The sequence below is a fragment of the Parafannyhessea umbonata genome, from assembly GCF_012844235.1.
Lineage (GTDB): Bacteria > Actinomycetota > Coriobacteriia > Coriobacteriales > Atopobiaceae > Parafannyhessea.
Map to the genome: position 1 here is coordinate 196,964 of NZ_JABAGR010000001.1, position 21,642 is coordinate 218,605.

Below are 21,642 nucleotides of genomic sequence, written 5' to 3' on the forward strand. Positions count from 1 at the left end.
AACCTTTAGTCGGCAGCTAGCCTACTCTCATCGGTTGACGTGTCAAGGTTGATATGTCAAACAAACACGAGCTTCACGCATCGGCGCTCCGGGGCGCCGCCGTGCGTCGCTACGCCGCAGGCGCAAACATGGCCGCAAACAGCGCAAGCCCGGTCTTCGTGCCAAAGAACGGAGCCGGTCCCGTGGGCGCGGGCCTGCCGTCGCGCACGGCCTCGGACGTGTTCACCAGCCAGTCCGCCTCCAGGATCACCTGGTGCACCGCGCCGTCCACCGGCTCGTACGTGTGGTGGTGCGACACGACCCACGCAATGCGCTCCACGGTCTCCTGGGGCTCGTCCGTTCCCGCGAAGAACTCCCTCACGAGCGGCGCGGATTCCTTCTCTTGCAGCTTGCCGGGCGCAGAACCGTACTTCTTGCGGCACAGTGGGCACGCAATGTCGTGCACCACAGCTGTCAGCTCTATCACGTGCAAGGTCCCCGCGTCGAGCCCCTCGCCCTCCGCAATGGCCTTTGCCAGGCCAAACACGTGCAGCAGGTGGTCAACGTCGTGCAGGTTTCCCGCCGAGAAGTCCACCATCTTGGCTATTGCCTCTCCCGTGAGCATGCGTCCTCCTTGCTTGTGGCGTCCGGTCGCGCCTTTGTGCGCCGGCCCGACGCGCCTTGCGTCCTTTCCCGCCAGTATGATGGCTTCGCCGCGCGCCCGCACGCGCGCGTAACCGTTGCGACACCTCGCCATTGCACCGCGGTCGGCACCGCGGTGCTACCATGTCCTGCGCAGACGCACCCGCGCAAGAGGGAGGTTCGCCATGGCCCGGGGTTCGGAACACGCGCACACGCTGCTTGGGGTGACGGGGGAGCATGGGCCCTCCGCCCGACTGTTCGTGCGCGACGAGGTACCGGCACGGCCGGAAGGCCTTCCCCTGGTGCTGGTGCACGGCGCGGGCGTCGATTCCAGCTTTTACGACGGCCTCGCCACGTGCATGCCGGCGCGGCGCACCGTCCGCTATGACCGCCGCGGCTGTGGCAAAAGCACGGACGCGCTGGACGGCGACTGGTCGCTCGACGCGCAGGCGCGCGACCTGGCATCCGTGATCCGCGCGGTGGGCGGCAGGGCAGACGTCGTCGCGCACAGCCTCGGCGCCGTTGTGGCGCTCCGGCTCCTCGAGCGCGAGCCGCGGCTCTTCCGCAGACTGGTGGCCCTGGAGCCTCCCATCTTCAGCGGCCTGGACCCAGACGACGAGGTCTTCGGCAACATCGGTCGCGCCCGCAAGGCACTTGCAAGGCATCGCTCCAGCACGGCGCTCTACCTCACCACCCAGCGGGAGTCCATCGGCGAGGCCGTCGTGCCGTACTCCGCGCGCGAGCTCGAGCATCGCGAGCGCAACCTGCAGACGAGCTTCTCACGCGAGACCTGGGCGTTCGACTACGTGCCGGATTGCGATGCCATCCGCGGCTCCGGCGTGCCCGTCCTCTTGTGCATCGGCCGCCAGAGCGATGGCACCTACCACGCGCGCAACCTGGACTTCCTGTGCCAGGGTCTTGGCGCGACGCCCGTCGTCATGCCCGGTGGCCACAACGGAGTGCGCGACTACCCCGGCGAGGTCGCCGCCGCGATCCAGGACTGGCTTCGCTAGACGCCACGCGCCCCGCATCGCCGAATACGCCACCGCGCGCACGGCGAGAAGAGCGCGCATGCCTTGGCCGTTTGCCATCCGCTCTCAGTTTTTATTTGCACGCTGGAGGCTCGTGCGCGATCCTGGTGCAGATTGGCGCAAGGGATGGGGGCAGAATGCTAGAGCCGGGTCTTTACGAGCAAACTATCAGCAGGGAACTGAAAGAGGAGCTCGAGTCAGAGAAGGACGCGCTCGTCTCCGACCTTCGCAAGATCGACGAGGCGGAAGCGCCAAAAATTCTTGCCGAGTACGTGGCCGAGGTCGCCGAGGCTGCCCTTGCAAGGATCAGCGAGTCTGGTAAGGATTCTCTCGAGAACCAGATTCAACTTGCAAATAAGATGATCGGCGCCCTGGATTCGTCAGGCGATCTCGTGGGCGATTCCCATCAGCTGCTCTCCCTTGTCCCAAAGGCGGTGCATGAGATTCGCGGGAGGAGCGAACGCGACATTCTTCGGCCGGAGACTCCAATGGCGCAGAGCTCCCTCTTCACCGGGGCTAGGCACGAGCCATCGATGGGATCCGAGCTCAAGAAGGAGATCGTCTCTGCGGATCGGATCGATATGCTGGTCTCGTTCATCAAGTGGCCGGGACTTCGCATCATTCTGCCAGAGCTGAGGCTGTTCTCCGAAAAAGGCGGCAAGCTCAGGGTCATCACGACGTCATATATAGGTGCGACCGATGTGAAGGCTATCGACGAGCTTAGCGAGCTGCCCAACGCTGAGGTGAAGGTCTCATACGATACTAGGGGCACTCGCCTACACGCGAAGGCATATGTGTTCTATCGCAAGACGGGCTTTACGACTGCTTACGTGGGTTCGTCCAATCTTTCTAACCCAGCCATTACGAGCGGGCTCGAGTGGAACGTGAAGGTCGCACAGCGAGAGCTGCCTGACACGATGGCGAAGATACGTGCGACGTTCGAGTCATATTGGGAGTCAAACGATTTCGAGTCTTACGATAGGAGTCAGCACGATCGCTTCGTAGAGGCCGTAAAGCGAGAGCGTGGGGAGAAAACCTCTAGTGACCTTGTGTACTTCTTCGATCTGAGGCCGTATCCGTTCCAGCGCGAGATCCTCGATCGGCTTCGTGCAGAGCGCGAGGTTGGTGACCACTGGCGAAACCTTGTTATTGCCGCGACTGGCACGGGAAAGACGGTAATATCGGCGTTTGACTATAGGGAGTTCTGCGCTCGCTACAACGACGGCAGACGGGCGCGCATGCTGTTCGTGGCTCATCGCGAGGAGATCCTCAAGCAGGCTCTCGCGACCTACCGAAGTGTTCTTCGTGACGCGAACTTCGGGGACCTCCTTGTTGGATCCTACGTACCGGGGAGCCTAGACCATCTTTTCGCATCGGTGCAGTCTATTAACTCAAGGGGGCTAACGGGGTCGCTTGATCCGTCCTACTACGACTACATTGTGGTGGACGAGTTTCATCATGCTCCCGCGCCATCGTACCAGCGTCTAATGGAGCACTTCTCGCCAATGGTGCTGCTGGGCCTCACGGGCACCCCAGAGCGAATGGACGGCAAGAGCGTTCTGCCGTGGTTTGATAACAGGATTGCCGCCGAGATTAGGCTGCCAGAGGCCATCGATCGGAAGTTGCTCTGCCCGTTCCAGTACTTTGGCGTTACGGACGAGGTCGACCTGAGTCGACTGAAGTGGTCGCGCGGCGGCTACGAGACCTCTCAGCTCGAGGACGTGTATGTGTACCAGGAGCATCAGGCGAAGCGACGTGCTGAGCATATAATTCGGTCGCTGGATAGGTATGTGACAGGCATCGAGTCCGTGCGAGGCATCGGATTCTGCGTCTCGGTCAAGCACGCCGACTTCATGGCAAGTCAGTTCAACGACCATGGGATAAAGTCCGTCTCTGTAACGGGGCAGACGCCAGAGGACAGGCGTAACGCGGCGAAGCGGCAACTCGCGGCAGGTGATATCAAGTTTGTCTTCACGGTGGACGTCTACAACGAGGGAGTTGATATCCCCGAGGTCAATACGGTGCTGTTCCTCCGCCCGACGGAATCTCTCACGGTTTTCCTGCAGCAACTCGGGCGAGGCCTCAGACTCTCTGAGGGCAAGGATTGCCTTACGGTCTTGGACTTCATTGGACAGCAGAACAAGCACTACGATTTCGAGTCCAAGTTCTCCGCCCTGCTTTCGAATACGCACAAGCCGATGAGTAGGGAGATCAAAGAGGGCTTCTCGTCTGTGCCAAAGGGATGCTACATACATCTTGAGAAGGTTGCGGCGGAGTACGTCCTGAAGCACGTAAGCCAATCCTATGGTGTGAAGTCTGGCCTTGTGAGCCGAATCTCTACCTTCACTGAGGATACGGGGCTCGATCTCACGCTTTCCAACTTTCTTGCGTCAACGGGCGTCGACCCCAAGATGCTATTCGGCAAGTACTGCTTCTCACGCCTGTGTGTGGAGGCGGGCGTGAGAGACGACTTTCGCGATCCGGACGAGGAGCTGTTAACAAAGGCCTTGGCGCACATCTGCTCCATCGACTCTCGTCGTTGGATTGCATTCCTGCTGCGAGCGCTGCCGCTGATTGCCGATGGAAAGAGCAACTTTAACGATCTGGAGATGAGCTGGCTGAGAATGCTCCAGATCACGCTTCTGCCGAATGCGACCGAGTCCGAGCTCCGAGATGAGACGATTGGGCATCTGAGGGGACTTCTGAGAAACGAGACCATGTTTGCGGAGATCACCGAGCTCCTGCGCTTCAACCTCGATCACATCGATTTCATCGACGAGCCGGTGAACCCTGGCTTTGACTGTCCCCTTGATCTCCACTGCCAATACTCACGCGACCAGATATTCGTCGGCCTTGATTATCTGAACCCGGGCGTCGTGAGGCAGGGTGTCAAATGGTTGCCCGAAAAACGCTGCGACGTCCTTATAAATACGTTGAACAAAGCGGAGAGGGATTACTCTCCGTCGACCATGTACGAGGACTATTCGATCAGCGAGAGTCTCTTCCACTGGCAGAGCCAAAGCACGACGAGTGATTCAAGCAAGACGGGACAGCGCTATATACATCATGAGGAGTATGGATCGAAGGTCCTTCTCTTCGTGAGGGAGTATAAGAAGGACGCTGCGGGTACGGCACCGTTCACGTTTCTGGGGATGGTTGACTACGTCTCGCACGAAGGCTCGAAGCCGATGAACATCGTCTGGCATCTCGAGAGGCCCATGCCAACGAAGTTCCTGAGGAAGACGAACAGGCTCGCAAGTTAGGCGTATTTGCTAGGAGACCAGGCGTTCGGCGACTTTGAAGTGTCTGAAGTGCATGTCGAGGAGCTCGTCATCCGGTGCTGCTTTGCCAGTGGGCATTATAAGCCGCATGTCTGCAAGGTCTTGGTACGGGGAACGGCGCAGGCGATCGGAGATTCGGAGGATATGGGTCTCTGGTTCGATGGATAGGAGGTTGTCGTCGTAGAGGCGGTGTATGTCGGCACGTAGAAGAATGCCATTGTTCACGACCTGTGAACGCGGGCCTCGGTATCGATCGATATGTGCCGCCTGCAGTGCCTCTGGCACATCTACGTGCGTGACAGGGCAGACTCCGCGATAGGCCTCGAACAGCTGCTTGCGGAACCTCTCTTGCTGTTGTCTCGCCACCGTGTTGACAATCTTCCGAACGCGCTCGTCTCTCTCGGCGGATATCTGCGCCTTGAGGTCCTTAAGCTCCTCCTTCTCCTTGGGGCTCAGATCGGCTTCCGTGATGAGATAGAACGTATGGGCGGCTTCCGTCTGGGCATTCACGGGTCCATGTATCGTAAACGAGTCGGTCTCGGCATTGAACTGCTCGACGAAGGCGAGCCCCAGCACGTTGTATCCAGAGTCACTGCGGACCATGACGCCAACGGGTACGCCGTCTTCCAAATTGTTCATGAGGAATTTCGTCGACTGGTCCGTCTCCCTTTTGCCAGGAGCGGCGCGGTGGGCTTTGTAGTCCAGAATCCATGTCCCATCAGGGCGGGTAATGACATTTTTATCGTCGTAATACGCTTGACCTTCTGAGTGGACCGACAGCGCGTACTTACGCTTACCTGCCCCGCCAGATGGCAGGGAGTCGTAGTTGGGAGAGTGAATGCCTCGCTGTGATGCAAGTTTTATATCGAGGCCACGTGCCATTTCCTCGCTTCCGCGCGGAAGACGAGGGATCTGGCGCCCCTCGTAATCGATTAACCTCCGGTAAGCCGGAAGGAACTCTGGAGGGACGAGACCTCTTGCACGTTCGAGCGAAAGGGCGTTCACGTCGCAGTCATATATGAGGGGCTCATCTATCATGCGAACAGAGTACTACACCTGCGACCAAGGGGGCGGGCTCTTCTCGCCCGGGCGAGGCGCTTGGGATGCGGTGATGAGGGCATAATCTTTCCTGGACGGCGCGGGTGCGCCGGGCTGGGAGGCTTGTGCTATGTCGGACGTGCGATTTGGGACTGAGGCTGCGGGCGGCTTTGGCGGGGCAGGCGACCTTGGCGGGGCGGACGGCCCTGCCAGGGCGGTTGACGCAATCGAGGCGATACTGGCGAGGCCTCGCGACGAGGTGCTCGCGCAGTGCCGGCGCTATGTGGTGGGGCAGGAGGACGTGCTCCGCGAGGTGGTGGGACTGACGTACTCGTGCCTGCAGCGCATGGAGATGCGCGCCCGCGGCGTGGACGACCTGGACCTGCCCCGCGCGTGCGCGTTCATGCTTTCGGGCAGCACGGCGAGCGGCAAGAGCTTCGTGATGAAGGTGGTCGCGAAGGTCATGGGGCTTGAGCTGGTGAGCATAGACTGCTCTGGCATCACGGGCGCCGGATGGGTTGGCGACTCCGTGAGCAGCGAGCTGAGGCGCGTGGCCGGCGTGATGGAGAAGGACGACGGCCGCCCGGTGCTCGCGTTCTGGGACGAGGCCGACAAGCTGGTTCGCAAGACGCGCGAGGGCGGCCGGAGCTTTGACAGCCAGGGGAACTTCCTGAAGCTTTTGGACGGCGGGACGCTGGAGCTGGCGCCGGAGGCCCAGGGCCAGCGCGAGGTGACCCTGGACGCGGGGCGCGTGCTGAACGTGTTTGCCGGCGCGTTCATGGGGATCGAGGGCATCGTGCGGAAGCGCCTGCTGAGCGGCGGGCTCGAGCTTGCGGGCGCGGGCTCTGTGGCGCCGGGGCTTCTGACCACGGACCAGCTGCGGGCGCGCATGAACCTGCAGGACCTGGTGAGCTGGGGGTTCATGCCGGAGTTTGTGGGGCGCTTTGGCGCGGTGGTGTGCGTGCCGGCGCTGACGTGCGCAAACCTTCGGCAGATCGTGAAGGGTTCCGAGCGGAGCCTGGAGCGTCGCGTGAGCAACCTGCTGGGCGCCGGCCGCGCGTTCAGGATCTCTGACGCGGCCGCGGACGCGATCGCCCGCGAGGCGCACGAGAGCGGCTTGGGCGCGCGCAGGATCGACCAGGTGGCAAACCACTTTGAGGCGGAGGCGACCGTGCGCCTGCACGCGGACGACTCCGTGAACGTGGCGACGCTGGACGTGGACGCGGACGGCGGCCTGTGCCTTGCGTTTGGCTTTGACGAGGACGTGGCGGAGGGCGCGGACGGCGCGCTGGGCGCGGGCGATGCCGCCGGCACGGCGGGTGCGGGCGAGAAGGACAACCCCGTGGCCGGCGACGTGGCCGTGGAGGCCGGCGCAAGCAGGTTCGAGCCGAACGAGCGGCTGATTGCGGCCGTGGACGGCGCGATGGCCGGCGCGCGCTGGGCGGACGCGGCCGCAACGGCGGAGGGGCGCGAGCTTCTGGCCAGGCGCCTGGCGCACTACCAGCGCTGGCGCGTGCGCGACGCAAGGTCCGTGGACGCGGCGGAGCTGCTGCTTGAGGCGGTGAGCGGCTACCTTGCCGTGAACCGCGACCCGGACATGAGGCAGACGCTGGGCTACGTGTGCGCACTGCTGCGCTTTGCGGACATTGGCATGCGCGACGGCTGGACGTACTTGGACACGCTGTTCTTTGGGCGTGTGGAGGTGTGCGGGCTGCGCGGCCTTGAGGAGCGTGCGAGCTTTGACCCCGCGTACTGCAGCTGTGACGTGGTGCGTGCGCTGAGCTGCTATAGGCGCTACCTTGCGTTTCCGGATGCGGTGCGCAGGGAGGCCGTGGGCCTGGCACAGGCGCGTGCCACGGACGCCGCGACGTCTGCGCGGGAGGCGGCGTGGCTGCGCGCGGACGTGAACGGCGTGGCGGACGCCGTGGACAAGGAAGCCCCCGCGGGCATGACGCTCATGTTCTAGCCGGGGCGCGCGGCTGTGCCGTTGACGTGGGGGTTTGCTGCCAAGGCGGTACGTTCTTCTCGCCCATGCGTATGCTATACAGAGATTGGATATCGCGGACGGGAGGCATGCGGTGAACCTGAGGCAGCTGGAGTACTTTGTGGCCGTGGCGGAGGAGCGCAAGATCACCACGGCGGCGAAGCGCCTGAACATCACGCAGCCCCCGCTGAGCTACGAGGTGTCCGCGCTGGAGAAGGAGCTGGGCGTCAAGCTGTTTGTGCGCAGGCCGCGCGGTGTGGACCTGACGGACGCGGGGCGCGTGCTGTACGCCCGCGCGACCACGATCCTGGGGCTGACGGAATCCGCGGCGCGCGAGGTGGCGGACGTGGGCCTGGGGCGCGAGGGAACGCTCGCCATAGGGATCATCAGCTCTTCGGGCGGGCAGGTGCCGAACGCACGGATGCGGGCCCTGGCGGAGGACTACCCGCGCGTGAGCCTGGTGCTGAACGAGGGCAACACGTATGAGGTGCTCGAGATGCTGCGCCGTCGCGTGGTTGAGCTGGGCGTGGTGCGTACGCCGTTTGCGGAGCAGGGGCTGGAGTGCCGCTACGCCGACCCCGAGCCGATGGTGGCCGTGATCCCGCGCGGGATGTCGTGCGGCGAGCGCGCGGACGTGGTGGACCTGGAGGAGCTCTCGGCCGCGCCGCTCGTGATCTATCGCAGGTTCGAGAAGATCCTGGAGCGCCTGTTTGCGCAGGCGGGGCTGCCGGAGTTCGTGGCGTGCGTGAACGACGACGCCCGCACCACGTGCGCGTGGGCGTGCAAGGGGCTGGGCGTGGGCCTGGTGCCGGAGTCGTTTCTGGAGCTGATGAACCTTGAGGGCGCCACGGTGAAGCGCGTGGACGAGGACTCTTTGGTGACGCGGATGGCCGTGGTGTGGCCTAAGGGAAGGGACCTGTCGCCCTTGGCGGAGCGCTTCGTGGGCATGTTCGAGGCGGCGTACGCGGGCGACGCCGCGGGCGATGCCGCCGAGGCCGACGCGGGCGCAGCGGCCGACGGCAGCGCCGTGGATGGGTAACGCATGGGGCCCGGCCTCGCGGATGCGAGAGCCGGGCCCGGTAAGAGGGGACCGCCCAACCCGGAGTCGTAGGGGGTCGAGCGGGTGGTGCCTGATGTTGGGGGGAGCTAGTCTAACTTGGCGCCGCAGTGCGAGCAGAATGCCGCGTCGGCGTCGACCTCGGCGCCGCAGCTCGGGCAGGCCTTGGTATGCGCGGAAGTGGCCTGGTTTTCCGAGGAGGCCTCCGAGACCTCGCTCCTGACCTTCTCGGCCGCCGCCGCGTCGCCCTCCTCCATGCCCTCGCGCACGCTCTTGACCGTCTGGCCAAGGGCGGAGCCGAGCTTCGGCAGGTTCTTGGGCCCAAAGATGACGAGCGTTACAAGCAGGATGACAAGAAGCTCGGGTGCGGCCATTCCAAGGATCATGATGTGCCTCCCATGTTTGGGTAACTGTTGTGCGAACTCCACTGTAGGCGCCCGGAACCATAAGTAAAAATACAGGTATTCTTGCGAGTCATACAACAAATGTATGGATGGCTGTGCGACATTCGCGTCGCGGCGCCTTGCTATAGTGGTCGCATGCAGGCACAACCGCGACGGCAGGGTGGTTACATGGCAGACGACTTCTTCGACGACCAGGACCCGTTCTTCCTGGCAAGCGACCGACTCGACGCGGGGGAGAGCCCCCGGAGCGTGTATCTGTGGGCAAAGGCCAGCCGCGCGAAGGTGCGCGACAAGGTCGCCCGCGAGCAGTGGGACGAGGTGCTCCGCTACATCGCGGAGGAATACCCCGATGCCAACCTGCGATAGCGGCCATGCGTGCGCGGCCGCGCACGAGCTCCCGCGGCTGTTCGACGTTCACCAGCACGTGCTGCCCCCGGCGTACCTGGCCGCGCTCGCCCGCGCGGGCATCGATCCCGCGCGCGAGGACGGCTTTCCCACGCCTTCGTGGGACGAGAAGGACGCGCGCGCCTTCGCTGCGGGCACAAACATTGGCTTCTCGCTCTTCTCGATATCATCGCCCCACGTCAACTGGGGTGACGACGCCGCTTCCGCAGAGCTTTGCCGAGCCCTGAACGACTACATGTCCGGTCTGTGCGCGGACCACGCCGCATGCCGCGGCTTTGCGGCGGTGCTGCCACTGCCCGATGTCGCGGCGTCCATCCGGGAGGCGCGCCGCGCGCTTGTGCTGCCTGGTGCGCTTGGCGTGAAGGTTCCCACAAACGCGTGCGGCACCTACCTTGGGGATCCCGCCCTCGACCCGCTCATGGCGTACCTGGACGCGCGACATGCCGTCGTGACGATCCATCCCACCAAGCCCGCGGCCGTGCCGGCGGGGCAGTTCGCGGCGCGCCATGCGCCCCTGTTCGAGTTTCTGGCGGACACCACGCGCGCCGTGCTCAACCTGGTGACCGAGGGCACGCTCGACCGCTATCCCAACGTGCGGTGGGTCGTTCCGCACTGTGGCGCGTTTGTGCCAGAGGTGGCGCATCGCATGGACGGCATCTCGCGCGTGCTCGTGCCGGCGGCCATGATGTCCAACGTGGATGTCCTTGGCGCCGTGCGCAGCCTGTACTTCGACCTTGCGGGAGACGCGGAGCCCGTCATGCTCGACGCGCTGCTCAAGGTGGCGGACCCCACCCACCTGCTGTACGGGAGCGACTGGCCGTACACTCCGGCGTCACTAGCGCTGCGCAAGGCGGAGGCACTGTTCTGTGGTCCGCACGCAAGGTCCATCGAGGGTGCGGCGTGGCAGAACGCGGCAAGCCTTTACGGGTTTACGCAGGTATCGCTTTAAACTAGGTGTTCAATTTATCGTTTGGCGACAAAAACCAACCGTTTGCCCGTTTCTGCATTGCATACATTTCGTTAACCGCATGTTACCGCTTGAAATATCTGGCCACCTACCGGCTTCCAGAGGGCCATCATGGGCGCCGTACCGCAAGGGAGGTGCGCATACGGCGCACCCGGTATAGGAGATTCGAACATGGGCGTCAGCACGCTAGCAGAGGCAATCATTATTATCTAGCCGCGAGTCGGTGTAGCCGACCCGCGGTCATGCGGGCGGCTGGCGTCTTTCTGCGGGGCCGCTTGGAAACCACCAAGTGGCCCCGCTTTTTGTTTGAACCTCGGAGGGAGCTTCACATGAACGGAATGCTGGTAATACTGGTTGCAGCCGTGGCGCTCGTCTGCGGCTACGTCGTCTACGGTCGATGGCTGGCCAAGAGCTGGGGCGTCGATCCCCAGGCCATTACGCCCGCCCGCCGCATGGAGGATGGCCGGGACTTCTCTCCTGCCACGCGCTTCTCCGTGTTCGCGCACCAGTTCAGCTCGATCTGCGGCGCGGGCCCCGTCACCGGCACCATCGTCGCGATGATGTTCGGCTGGCTGCCGGTCCTGCTGTGGGTCCTCGTCGGCGGCATCTTCTTCGGCGCCGTGCATGACTTCGGGGCGCTGTACGCCTCCGTCAAGAACAACGGCAAGTCGCTGGGCCAGCTCATCGAGAAGTACATTGGCAAGACGGGCCGCCGCCTCTTCCTGCTGTTCAGCTGGCTGTTCTGCACCATCGTGATCGCCGCGTTCACCTCCATGGTCGCAGGCACCTTCAAGTTCACCCCCGCCGCCTCCGGCGCCGTCGACTTCACCAAGTCCTACGCCTCCGGCTGCGCCGGCACCATCTCCATCCTGTTCACCTTCGTCGCCATCGCCTTCGGCTGGCTGCGCAAGCGCTTCGACCTCAAGGGCTGGCAGGAGTTCGCCGTTGCCGTCGCGTCCATCGTCATCATGTTCGCCGTCGGCATGCAGTTCCCCCTGTACCTCGACATCAACGGCTGGATCGCCATCGTGATGGTCTACCTCGTCTTTGCGAGCGCCATGCCCATCCAGACCCTCAAGCAGCCGCGTGACTACCTCACTACCATCATGATGGTCACCATGATCGTCTGCGCCGTGTTCGGCATCTTCGCGCTGGCCGTCCAGGGCAAGGCAACCATGACCGCCCCCATGGTCGCGAGCAGCGCCACCATGGCAAAGCTCGCCGCCGGCGGCAGCTACCTGTTCCCGCTCATGTTCGTCTCCGTCGCCTGTGGCGCCCTCTCCGGCTTCCACAGCCTCGTCTCCTCCGGCACCTCCTCCAAGCAGGTCTCCAACGAGACCGATATGCTTCCCGTCGGCTTCGGCGCCATGGTGCTCGAGTCCTTCGTCGGCGTCATCGCCATCGTCACCGCCGGCATCATGTTCGGTGACATGAACACCGCCGGCACCGGTGCCCTCAACGCAGGCGTCGCCTCCACCCCGTTCCAGATCTTCGCGGCCGGCATCGCCCGCGGCATGGAGACCATCGGCGTCAACAACACCGTCGCGACCGTCTTCATGACCATGAACGTCTCCGCCCTCGCCCTCACCTCGCTCGACGCGGTCGCCCGCATCGCCCGCAGCAGCTTCCAGGAGTTCTTCTTCAACTCCAACGACGCCGCCGCCCAGACCACCGAGAAGGTCACCGGCGTCCGCAAGGTCATGACGAACGTCTGGTTCTCCACCGCCGTCTCCCTGCTCGTCGGTCTTGTCCTCTGCTTCGGCGGCTACCTCAACATCTGGCCGCTCTTCGGCGCGTCCAACCAGCTGCTCGGCGGCATGACCATGATCACCCTCGCCGTGTTCTGCAAGGTCACTGGCCGCAAGGGCTGGATGCTGTACGTCCCCGTCGCCTTCCTGCTCTGCTGCACCTTCACCTCCCTTGTCATGAGCATCGCCAGCTGCTGGACCGCCGTGGCCACCTACGGCCTGTTCGGCACCATCCCCGCGACCGCGACCACCGCTGCCGCCCCGGTGCTCCTCACCAAGGGCCTGCAGCTCGTCGTCGCAGTCCTGCTCGTGGTCCTCGGCGTCATCGTCGCCTACAACTGCCTGAAGGAGTTCTTCACCGTCAAGGCCGGCTCCATGGCAGACGAGGAGCCCGAGTGGTCCGAGCTCGGCCGCAAGAACGTCGTGGCTGCCGAGTCCGAGTCCGCTGCCTCCGACGCGAAGGTCGCCCAGGCCCAGGCGTAGCCTACATGCCACGCATCGTGCGCCCATCCCCGCGCGCACATATATATACGTAAGACGAGAAGAGCCGACATCCAACCGGATGCCGGCTCTTCTCCTTTAGGCAACTCATTGTCGCGGCGCCGGCGCGGGCGTGCCCGCCGGGCGCCTGCGGGCCGCGGGCGCTACTCGCCCTCCAGGAAGCCGCCGGTCTGGCGGTCCCACAGGCGCTCGTACTCGCCGCCGGCGCGGCTGAGCTCCGCGTGCGTGCCGTCCTCCACGATCCTGCCGTTGGACAGCACCACGATGCGGTCGAGCGACGCCACGGTCGAGAGCCTGTGCGCCACGACGATGGACGTGCGCCCGTGCATCAGGCGCTCCAGGGCCTGCTGCACCAGCGCCTCGGACTCGGAGTCCAGCGCGGACGTCGCCTCGTCCAGCACCAGGATCGGCGCGTCCGTCAGGATGGCGCGCGCGATCGCGATGCGCTGGCGCTGCCCGCCAGAGAGCTTCACGCCGCGCTCGCCCACCATGGTGTCCATGCCCTGCGGCAGCCGGTCGATGAACTCCAGCGCGTTTGCCTGGCGCGCGGCCTCGCGAATCTGCCCCTCCGTGGCGTCCGGGCGCCCGTAGGCGATGTTCTCGCGGATGCTGCGGTGGAACAGCAGCGCCTCCTGCGGCACGTACGCGATCTGACGGCGCAGGCTCTGCTGGGTGCAGCGGCTTATGTCCTGCCCGTCCACCAGCACGCGGCCGTCCTGCACGTCGTCCAGGCGCAGCAGGAGCTTCGTCAGCGTGGTCTTGCCCGATCCGGAGCGGCCTACCAGGCCAACGCGCTGCCCGGCGGGAATGTGCAGCGTCAGGTCGTCAAACACGCGGTCGTCCGCCGCGGCGTCGTGGTAGCGGAACCCCAGGTGCTCGAAGTCGATGGCGCCGTCCGTCACGGAAAGCTCGCGCGCGTCCGGTGCGTCCTCCACCAGGCGCGGCTCGTCCAGGATCTGCGTCATCTGGGCCGCGTCGCCCAGGGCGCGGTTGATGCGCTGCATCATCGAGCTGGTGTAGTTAAGGCGCATCGTCAGGTTGTACGTGTAGGTGAACATCATGATGAGCGTGCTTGCGCTGATGCCAAACCACGCGTGCCCGCCCACCATGAACACGGACACCACGGCCATGATGAGCACGATGATGCCGGAGCTCGCGAAGTTGCGCCGCATGGTGGCGCGCATGCTCACGGTCTCGGCGCTGCGGGCGTCGCGGTCCGCCGCGTCAAACAGCTCGCGCTCGAAGTCCTCGCGCCCGCACGTCTTCACGGCCAGGATGTTGGTGACCGCATCTGAAAGCACGCCGGAAAGGCGGTTCTGCGCCTGCGACGTCCGCTCGGAAAGCGGCAGGATCCTCTTGTACATCACCCACACGAACGCGATGTACACCACCATCATCGCGACGAGGATGAGCACGAACGTGGGCACCTGCCACGCCAGCGACAGGATGGTGGCCGCGATGGAGGTGACCATGGGAATGAGCGAGAAGACCACCACGTCCACAAGCTGGCTGTACCCGCTCGTGAAGCGGCTGGTCTGGCTCACGAGCGCGCCGCCGAAGTTGCTGGTGTGGAACGTCATCGACTGGTTGGCCAGCGTGTCGAAGCACAGGCGCGACAGGTGGTAGTTGCCGTTGATCTCGAGCTTGTACACGGTGTAGTCCTGCAGCTTCGACAGCACCTGGCCCACGAGGTTCACGAGCACCAGCGCGAGCACGTACGGGCCGAACACGGAAAACACGCGGTCGGCGGGCACGGGGGAGGCCTGCACGCGGTCGACCACGAGGCCCATCACGTAGGTGTTCGCGAAGGTGAGCAGGAGCACGTAGCCGGCGCTCGCTATGACGGAGAGCGCCGCGATCCCGGGCTGCATGCGCGTGACGGCCCAGAACCTAGAGAGGGTCCGGCGCATCGTCGAGCGCTCGAGGCGGGCGGTGTTTCGTTGAGACAAGGTGGTTCCTTTCCGTTTGTTGCGCATTCTTCCCTGACTCCGCCGCATGAGGCGGGGGGTGGCGAGAAACGCGTTTGATTATGGGGGCATGACTCGGTGCGCTAGGCTTCTCGACGCGTCTGCAGGTACTCTGCAAGGTGGGGCATGGAGATGCGCACGTAACCCCTCCCTGCGGGCTCGATGAGGTTCGAGGCGATGAGGCTGGCGCGATACTTGCCTGCCCAGCTCATGGACTTGCGGCACCGTTCTGCGATGTGCGCCACCTGGGAGGGCTCGGGCAGATCCGGCACCATCGCAAGTATGAACTCGCGTTGGGCGACAGTAAGGGAGCGAACTGCCGGAGCGCACACGGAGTCTTGGAATGCGTTCGCCGCATCGGTGGCGCCGATGGAAACATGCTCTGCCGTGATGGCATCCGATCCGTTGACGTCGGCGGACTGCCACATGTAATACCCCACAAGCTGGATCATGAAGGGGAAGCCCGAAGAGGCCTCTGCTGCGGTCTGCGCGTCCTTCTCGGAAATCATCTTGCCAGAGTCGTTCACCGTGCTTATGTAGGCGTTCTTTACATCGGGGATTCTTACCTCGCCGAGGTCGTAGCGGACGCATCGCCGTAGGAAGGTGAGGACGTCGTCGTTCACGAGGTTATCAATGGCTATGGGCAGGCCTGCGAACGCCAGCGCAATGCCATGCTTCTGCGTATCGGGTAAGTCGGTCATGTCCTCGTCGCGAATGACGTGTTGCACCGCAGTCGAAATGGCCACGAGGTCGTCCCTCGAGGCAGATTGCACCTCATCGATCGTGATTAGCACGCCCTTGCCCTTGGGAAGCCTGGCCAGCCTGTCCTCGATTGCCGCGCGGATCGTGAGGGGTGCCTCCGGGCGAGACAGCTCGACCGATCCGAGCGAGAGGGAGGTACCCCCCAAGGACGCACTTGGCCCGATGCTTGCCCTCGTGACTCTTGGTGAGGTGCCACGAAGACTCTCGACAATCCTTTGCACCATTCCGCCCGAGGCGGTCTCGGAGATTACGTCCCAACCATCCTTTTTGGCCATGCGCCCAAGCTCGGTGAGGAGAACCGTCTTACCAGATCCGCGCTGACCCGTGATGAGCATGAGCCTCTCTGGCGCACCTGCCCCATTGGCAAGCCCCCTGTCGAAGGCGTCAATCACGCTTTCGCGTCCGATGAGGATGGGAGGCATCTTTCCCGCCGTAGGTTTGAAGGGGTTTGGTCCCATGCATATCACTCCTGCTCGCCATGTTGGCACTGCGTCTCATCCGTACGTGTTGGTCTTATACCCTTTTACACGAACATATACTCTTTTATACCTTTCTACACGCTTCTACACGTTCTTGCACTCTTTTACACTCTCTTACACCGTTGCATGCGCTTGGGTTACGGCCTTTGGCGACTCCAGCGGTCGCGGCAGCGGGTGGGCCCTAGCGCTCACCGTCGCTCGAGAGCGAGTCGAGCAGCTTGAGCAGCAGTCGCTTGAGCTCCATGGCCTCTTCCAGGGGCATGTTCACGCAGCTGCCCATGCAGTGCGGCACGTCGTGCGCGCGTTCGTGTAGCTCGCGTCCGGCGGGGGTCAGCGTCACGATCACGGCGCGCTCGTCCTTGGCGGACCGCGTGCGCGTGATGTAGCCGTGCACCTCGAGGCGTTTCAGCAGCGGCGTCAGCGTGGCTGAGTTGAGGTACAGTCGGCTTCCCAGCTCCGTCACGGTTATGCCGTCCTTCTCCCACAGGACCATCATGGTCACGTACTGCGTGTACGTCAGGCCCAGCGGGTCAAGAAATGGCTTGTACCTGCGGGTAAGCTCCTTGGAGGCCGCATATAGCGGGAAGCAGAGCTGGTTTTCCAGCGCAAGCGGGTCCGGGTTCGCGGGCGACTGCGAGGGCATCGCCTGACGTGCGGGCAAGGTGTTCTGTTGCATGTAGCCTCCTTGCGACCCAGCGACTGGTGAATCTGTGGCGGGTCAGCTTGATGCGCTATAGACAAGCGCAATATTATATAGCGTACGATTAATATCGATGGTACCCGATTGCGCGCAAGAAAAATCGCCACATCGCGGTGTGGGGTGGAGTGCCGCCCGTCGTGCGACGCTATAGTCTTGCCGATGTTACGAGTGCCTTGCGAAGGGAGAAGAGCATGGAACTGAGGACCAAGAGGCTCCTGCTGCGCCCATGGGCGTCTTCGGACGCGGAGGCGCTCTACCAGCTTGCACGCGATTCTGAGGTGGGGCCGGCCGCCGGTTGGCCGCCGCACGCGGACGTGGCGGAAAGCCTTCGCACCATCGAGGACGTGCTTTCGGCGCCAGAGACGTATGCCGTCGTGCGGTCGTGCGACGGTGCGCTCGTGGGGTGCGTCGCGCTCAGGTTTGGCGAGGACTCGTGCTCTGGTCTGGACGCGGAGCCCGAGCTTGGCTTTTGGGTGGGACGTCCGTACTGGGGTTGCGGCTACGTCACGGAGGCGGCTTCGTGCCTGGTCGCCCGCGCGTTTGCGGACCTTGGCTGCGACGCCGTGTGGTGCTGCCACTACGATGGCAACGCGCGCTCGGCCCGCGTGCAGCATAAGCTGGGGTTTGAGTTTGTGCGGACTGATCCCCACGGCGACACGCGCCTGGGCTACACGCTTCCGGAGGTCGAAAACGTGCTGCGTCGCGAACGGTGGGGGCGCATGCGCGCATGATATCGGCCCGCGGGTGCGGGCACGATGGCGCGCCGCAGGGGCACGGGGAGCTACCGTCCACGCATGCGCCCGCGGGGAAAGGGTCTTGTTCTTCTCGCCCGCCGTATACTTCTAGGTGCGGTTTCTTGACGGCTTGGCAAGGCGGGCCGGCGGGGCGGCGTCGCGCGGACGCGCTTTCGGCCCGACGACTGACCTGGAGGTCACATGGGCGCATTCTTTGGTGCGGTTTCGCGCCGCGACGTCATCCTGGACGTGTTCTTTGGCGTCGACTACCACTCCCACCTGGGCACGCGTCGCGCGGGCATGGTGTCGTGCCTGCCGGAGGGCGGCTTCAAGAAGGAGATCCACTCCATCGAGAACACGCCGTTCCGCACGCGCTTCGACCACGACCTGCCGGGATTTCGCGGCACCTGCGCCATGGGCTGCATCAGCGACATGGACCCGCAGCCGCTGCTTGTGCGCTCGCACCTGGGCGTGTATGCAATATCCGTGGTGGGTAACATCACGAACTTCGACGCGCTGGTAGATGAGCTCACGGGCGCCGGTGCGCAGTTCATGGCTATGAGCTCTGGAAACGTCAACATGTGCGAGCTTGTGGCCGCGCTAGTGAACTCGCAGGACAACCTGGTCGATGGTATCCGCTATGCGCAAGAGAAGATCGAGGGCTCGCTCACGCTGCTCGTCATGACCGAGGACGGCCACCTTGTTGCGGCGCGCGACCGCATGGGGCGCCTGCCCGTGCTGGTGGGAAGGGACGACGACGGCTACTGCGTCTCGTTCGAGAGCTTCGCGTACGGCAAGCTGGGCTATGCGGACGAGCACGAGCTTGGTCCCGGCGAGATCGTGCGCATTGGCCCGGACGGCTACGAGGTGCTGGCCAGGCCGTGCGACCGCATGCGGATCTGCGCGTTCCTGTGGGTGTACTACGGATACCCCAACTCAAACTACGAGGGCGTGAACGTCGAGGTCATGCGCTATCGCAACGGCCGCATCATGGCGCGTCGCGAGGAGGTTGAGGGCACGCTGCCCGAGGTGGACTACGTGGCGGGCGTGCCGGACTCCGGCCTGCCGCACGCCCTGGGCTTCGCCATGCAGACGGGCCAGACGTTCGCGCGCCCGTTCGTGAAGTACACACCAACGTGGCCGCGCTCGTTCATGCCCACCAACCAGGCCATTCGCAACCGCGTCGCGAAGATGAAGCAGATTCCCGTGCCAGAGCTGATAGCCGGCAAGCGCCTGCTTCTGGTGGACGACTCCATCGTACGCGGCACGCAACTGCGCGAGACCGTCGACTTCCTGTACGACACGGGCGCCCGCGAGGTGCACATGCGCTCCGCGTGCCCGCCCATCATGTACGGTTGCAAGTACCTTTCGTTCTCGCGCTCGAACTCCGACTACGAGCTCATCGCGCGCCGCAAGATAAGGGAGCTCGAGCCCGACGGCGGCGAGGAACACATCGCGGAGTACGCGGACGACGCCACGGAGCGCGGCCGCTGCCTGCTGAAATCCATCTGCGAGGAGATGGGCTTCGACTCGCTGCGCTACCAGTCGCTCGACGGCCTGCTCGAGGCGATCGGCCTCGACCGCGACAAGGTCTGCACGTACTGCTGGGACGGTCGCGAGTAGGCTCACGCCGGGTGGCCGCCGTCTGACGTGGCGTGTGCGATGGCGGTCTGTCGATTTTGGTTGACTACCGATTGTTGGTCCACTTTGTGGAGAAGAGCGTTACGATAGAGCCGCAACAATAACAAACTGGAAAGCAGGTTTCGGACAGAAAGGGCTAGCCATGAAGTTCTTCATCGATACCGCGGACCTCGACGAGATCAAGCAGGCCTCCGACTGGGGCATCCTCGCCGGCGTCACCACCAACCCGTCGCTCTACGCGAAGACAGGCGGAAAGCTTGCCGACTTCGAGGACCACATGGTCAAGATCTGCAAGATCGTGGGCGAGGGCGTGCCGGTGTCTGCCGAGTCCACGGCCGAGACGACCGAGGGCATGATCGCCGAGGGCGAGCACCTCGCGTCGCTCGCGCCAAACATCGTGGTCAAGCTGCCGATCTGCGAGGAGTCGCTGCCCGCGACCCACAAGCTCGCGGCCGAGGGGATTCGTGTCAACATGACGCTCGTCTTCTCCGCACCGCAGGCTCTTCTCGCCGCCCGTGCCGGCGCACGCTACATCAGCCCGTTCGTCGGTCGCTTCGACGACATTGGTGATGACGGCATCGAGCAGCTCTCCACGGTAGTCGAGTGCGTGAAGAACTACGACTACGGCTACTGGGACGAGGAGGGCGGCCCGGAGATCATCACTGCCTCCGTCCGCACACCCAACCACGTGACGCAGGCGGCGCTTCTGGGCGCGGACATCGCGACCGTGCCGTTTGGCGCGCTGAAGAAGTGCGTGCACCATCCGCTGACGACCGAGGGCCTCGCGAAGTTCGCGGCCGACTGGGCGAAGGTCACGGGAGAGGCCAAGTAGCCAGGACCTGGGCTCCGCGAACGACGCTGAAAACTATGGACCCGCCTCGGAGTGCTTTCCGTGGCGGGTCTCTTTGTACTTGGTGAGCTATGACAGAACCGCATGAGTATAAAACAAGTGTTGATTGCCAATAGTTACTAGTAGGAACCTACAGTACTATAAAGTGCCTACTACCATTAGTAGTCCTACCTCCGTATAGTTCTTGCTGTCAGACGAAAGACGTTGGCGCGGCTCCTTGCCGCGGCTGAGCTAGAAGGAGAGAGACATGACCGACACCAGGAAGATCGCCGTCGTCGCATCCAACGGCCGCAACGGCCGGCTCATCGTTAGGGAGGCCGTCGCCCGCGGCTTTGACGTGACCGGCTTCGCCCGCAGCGAGAACAAGTCCGAGGCACAACACTTCGTGCAGAAGGGCATCATGGACATCACGGCCGACGACCTCGCGGGCTTCGAGGCGGTAGTCGACGCCTTTGGTGCATGGACGCCCGAGACCCTGCCCCTGCACACCACCACCTCTCAGCACCTTGCGGACGTGCTCTCTGGCACTCAGACCCGCCTACTCATCGTTGGCGGTGCGGGTTCGCTCTACGTAGACCCCGAGCACAAGACGCAGCTGTACAAGACGCCGGACTTCCCCAAGGAGTATGTCCCGACGGCTTCCGCCCAGGCAGACGAGCTCGCCGAGCTTCGCAAGCGCGACGACGTGAAGTGGACGTTCGTCTCTCCTGCGGGCGACTTCCAGGCGGACGGCGAGCGCACCGGCTCTTACATTCTCGCGGGGGAGGAGCTCACCCTGAACGAGCGTGGCGAGTCCGTCATCAGCTACGCCGACTTTGCGATTGCCATGGTGGACGAGGTCGAGAGCGGAAACCACGTGGGGCAGCGCATCTCCGTGGTCCGCAGGTAGCAAGATCCTGAACGCACAGGCCTGGGGCGCCCCGCGACGTTTGCCGCGAGGCGCCCATTTTGGGTCGTGCGCTTGCGTGGCGGGTGCGAACGTAGAACATTTTTCCTACACATTTCGCCCAACTGGGAAAACGCGACCCAAACGTCAACCTTGGAATCAATGTTCTACGTTCGTGCAGCCGCCCATGGCTGGAGATGTCGTGACTCAATTATATAAATCGATTCCATCCGACGAGTCTAGCAAAACCCTAAGGAAGTCGCTCTTGCTGCTGAGGATGCGATCCACATACAGACGAGTTCGACCAACCCTAAAAAACGCCATATAGCCACGGGCGCTGACGAATCGCCAGCTCGAGTGTATCTGGCAAACCGTGTCCAGTGGAGGGGCAGAGTTCGGGAAGGTTGCGACGTCGTCGATACGGTCAAGTATTGCGTCAATCGTACTTGAGGCTGAGGCAGGTTCCTCGTTCTCGACGGCAATCCATTCCCATATCTTGTCGAGGTCGGCTAGCGCGTCAGGGGAGTAAACGACCTCATGCCCCATTGCCGTGTCTATTCTCGAAGTGAGATCGAACATCTTCAGA

The 21,642-nt window shown here is 63.6% G+C and carries 18 protein-coding genes; 11 read left to right on the forward strand and 7 right to left on the reverse strand.

The features are described from left to right. Positions 1 to 109 precede the first annotated feature (109 nt). Positions 110 to 604 carry an HD domain-containing protein gene (locus HF885_RS00830; RefSeq protein WP_170103086.1) on the reverse strand — a complete coding sequence of 165 codons (495 nt, stop codon included), beginning with the start codon at positions 602 to 604 and terminating at the stop codon, positions 110 to 112. A 202-nt stretch (positions 605 to 806) separates the two neighbouring features. Here HF885_RS00830 and HF885_RS00835 point away from each other — a divergent pair, with 202 nt between their 5' ends. Both HF885_RS00835 and HF885_RS00840 read left to right on the forward strand, forming a co-directional pair. Continuing rightward, the gene (locus tag HF885_RS00835; protein WP_170103087.1) at positions 807 to 1,634 is read left to right on the forward strand and encodes an alpha/beta fold hydrolase; all 828 of its coding nucleotides are present in this window, start codon (positions 807 to 809) and stop codon (positions 1,632 to 1,634) included. 155 nt (positions 1,635 to 1,789) lie between these two features. Continuing rightward, positions 1,790 to 4,915 (forward strand): DUF3427 domain-containing protein, encoded by a 3,126-nt coding sequence (locus HF885_RS00840; RefSeq protein WP_170103088.1) that lies wholly within the window; start codon positions 1,790 to 1,792, stop codon positions 4,913 to 4,915. 9 nt (positions 4,916 to 4,924) lie between these two features. On the opposite strand, the gene HF885_RS00845 is transcribed toward HF885_RS00840, so the two are convergent. Next, complete coding sequence (locus HF885_RS00845; RefSeq protein ID WP_170103089.1) at positions 4,925 to 5,971, reverse strand: HNH endonuclease; 1,047 nt, start codon at positions 5,969 to 5,971, stop codon at positions 4,925 to 4,927. A 130-nt stretch (positions 5,972 to 6,101) separates the two neighbouring features. Here HF885_RS00845 and HF885_RS00850 point away from each other — a divergent pair, with 130 nt between their 5' ends. Together HF885_RS00850 and HF885_RS00855 are read left to right on the forward strand one after the other, a co-directional pair. Continuing rightward, the gene (locus tag HF885_RS00850; protein WP_170103090.1) at positions 6,102 to 7,937 is read left to right on the forward strand and encodes an AAA family ATPase; all 1,836 of its coding nucleotides are present in this window, start codon (positions 6,102 to 6,104) and stop codon (positions 7,935 to 7,937) included. Between the two features lie 112 nt (positions 7,938 to 8,049). Continuing rightward, positions 8,050 to 8,994, forward strand: a complete 945-nt coding sequence (locus HF885_RS00855) for a LysR family transcriptional regulator (protein ID WP_170103091.1) — start codon at positions 8,050 to 8,052, stop codon at positions 8,992 to 8,994. A 107-nt stretch (positions 8,995 to 9,101) separates the two neighbouring features. Here the strand turns inward: HF885_RS00855 and HF885_RS00860 are convergent, their stop codons facing one another. Next, complete coding sequence (locus HF885_RS00860; protein WP_206109710.1) at positions 9,102 to 9,398, reverse strand: twin-arginine translocase TatA/TatE family subunit; 297 nt, start codon at positions 9,396 to 9,398, stop codon at positions 9,102 to 9,104. 186 nt (positions 9,399 to 9,584) lie between these two features. Between HF885_RS00860 and HF885_RS00865 the strand changes: the two genes are divergently transcribed. The 3 genes from HF885_RS00865 to HF885_RS00875 all read left to right on the forward strand — a co-directional run bounded on the left by HF885_RS00865 (position 9,585) and on the right by HF885_RS00875 (position 13,019). Beyond that, positions 9,585 to 9,782: a hypothetical protein gene (locus HF885_RS00865; RefSeq protein WP_170103092.1), complete on the forward strand. Its 198-nt coding sequence runs from the start codon at positions 9,585 to 9,587 to the stop codon at positions 9,780 to 9,782. Next, the gene (locus HF885_RS00870; RefSeq protein WP_170103093.1) at positions 9,766 to 10,770 is read left to right on the forward strand and encodes an amidohydrolase family protein; all 1,005 of its coding nucleotides are present in this window, start codon (positions 9,766 to 9,768) and stop codon (positions 10,768 to 10,770) included. The genes HF885_RS00865 and HF885_RS00870 overlap by 17 nt, the downstream gene beginning before the upstream one ends. Positions 10,771 to 11,117: 347 nt before the next feature. Then, positions 11,118 to 13,019: a carbon starvation protein A gene (locus HF885_RS00875; RefSeq protein WP_170103094.1), complete on the forward strand. Its 1,902-nt coding sequence runs from the start codon at positions 11,118 to 11,120 to the stop codon at positions 13,017 to 13,019. Positions 13,020 to 13,180: 161 nt separating this feature from the next. Here the strand turns inward: HF885_RS00875 and HF885_RS00880 are convergent, their stop codons facing one another. From HF885_RS00880 to HF885_RS00890, 3 genes are all read right to left on the reverse strand, one after another. Further along, complete coding sequence (locus HF885_RS00880; RefSeq protein WP_170103095.1) at positions 13,181 to 14,986, reverse strand: ABC transporter ATP-binding protein; 1,806 nt, start codon at positions 14,984 to 14,986, stop codon at positions 13,181 to 13,183. A gap of 101 nt (positions 14,987 to 15,087) precedes the next feature. After that, a complete protein-coding gene (locus HF885_RS00885) occupies positions 15,088 to 16,224 on the reverse strand; it encodes an ATP-binding protein (RefSeq protein WP_170103096.1) in 1,137 nt (378 codons plus the stop codon). A 202-nt stretch (positions 16,225 to 16,426) separates the two neighbouring features. After that, positions 16,427 to 16,921, reverse strand: coding sequence for a MarR family winged helix-turn-helix transcriptional regulator (locus HF885_RS00890; protein ID WP_235927223.1), 495 nt, complete (start codon positions 16,919 to 16,921; stop codon positions 16,427 to 16,429). 215 nt (positions 16,922 to 17,136) lie between these two features. Between HF885_RS00890 and HF885_RS00895 the strand changes: the two genes are divergently transcribed. The 4 genes from HF885_RS00895 to HF885_RS00910 all read left to right on the forward strand — a co-directional run bounded on the left by HF885_RS00895 (position 17,137) and on the right by HF885_RS00910 (position 21,059). Then, on the forward strand, positions 17,137 to 17,676 hold the full coding sequence (locus HF885_RS00895; RefSeq protein ID WP_170103097.1) for a GNAT family N-acetyltransferase: 540 nt from the start codon (positions 17,137 to 17,139) through the stop codon (positions 17,674 to 17,676). Between the two features lie 204 nt (positions 17,677 to 17,880). Continuing rightward, entirely contained in the window at positions 17,881 to 19,302 is a 1,422-nt protein-coding gene (locus HF885_RS00900; protein ID WP_170103098.1) for an amidophosphoribosyltransferase, read from the forward strand. A gap of 160 nt (positions 19,303 to 19,462) precedes the next feature. Beyond that, positions 19,463 to 20,152, forward strand: a complete 690-nt coding sequence (locus tag HF885_RS00905) for a transaldolase family protein (protein ID WP_170103099.1) — start codon at positions 19,463 to 19,465, stop codon at positions 20,150 to 20,152. A gap of 265 nt (positions 20,153 to 20,417) precedes the next feature. After that, entirely contained in the window at positions 20,418 to 21,059 is a 642-nt protein-coding gene (locus tag HF885_RS00910; protein ID WP_170103100.1) for an NAD(P)-dependent oxidoreductase, read from the forward strand. Between the two features lie 204 nt (positions 21,060 to 21,263). On the opposite strand, the gene HF885_RS10695 is transcribed toward HF885_RS00910, so the two are convergent. Then, a complete protein-coding gene (locus HF885_RS10695) occupies positions 21,264 to 21,635 on the reverse strand; it encodes a type II toxin-antitoxin system RelE/ParE family toxin (protein ID WP_170103101.1) in 372 nt (123 codons plus the stop codon). Positions 21,636 to 21,642 lie beyond the last annotated feature (7 nt).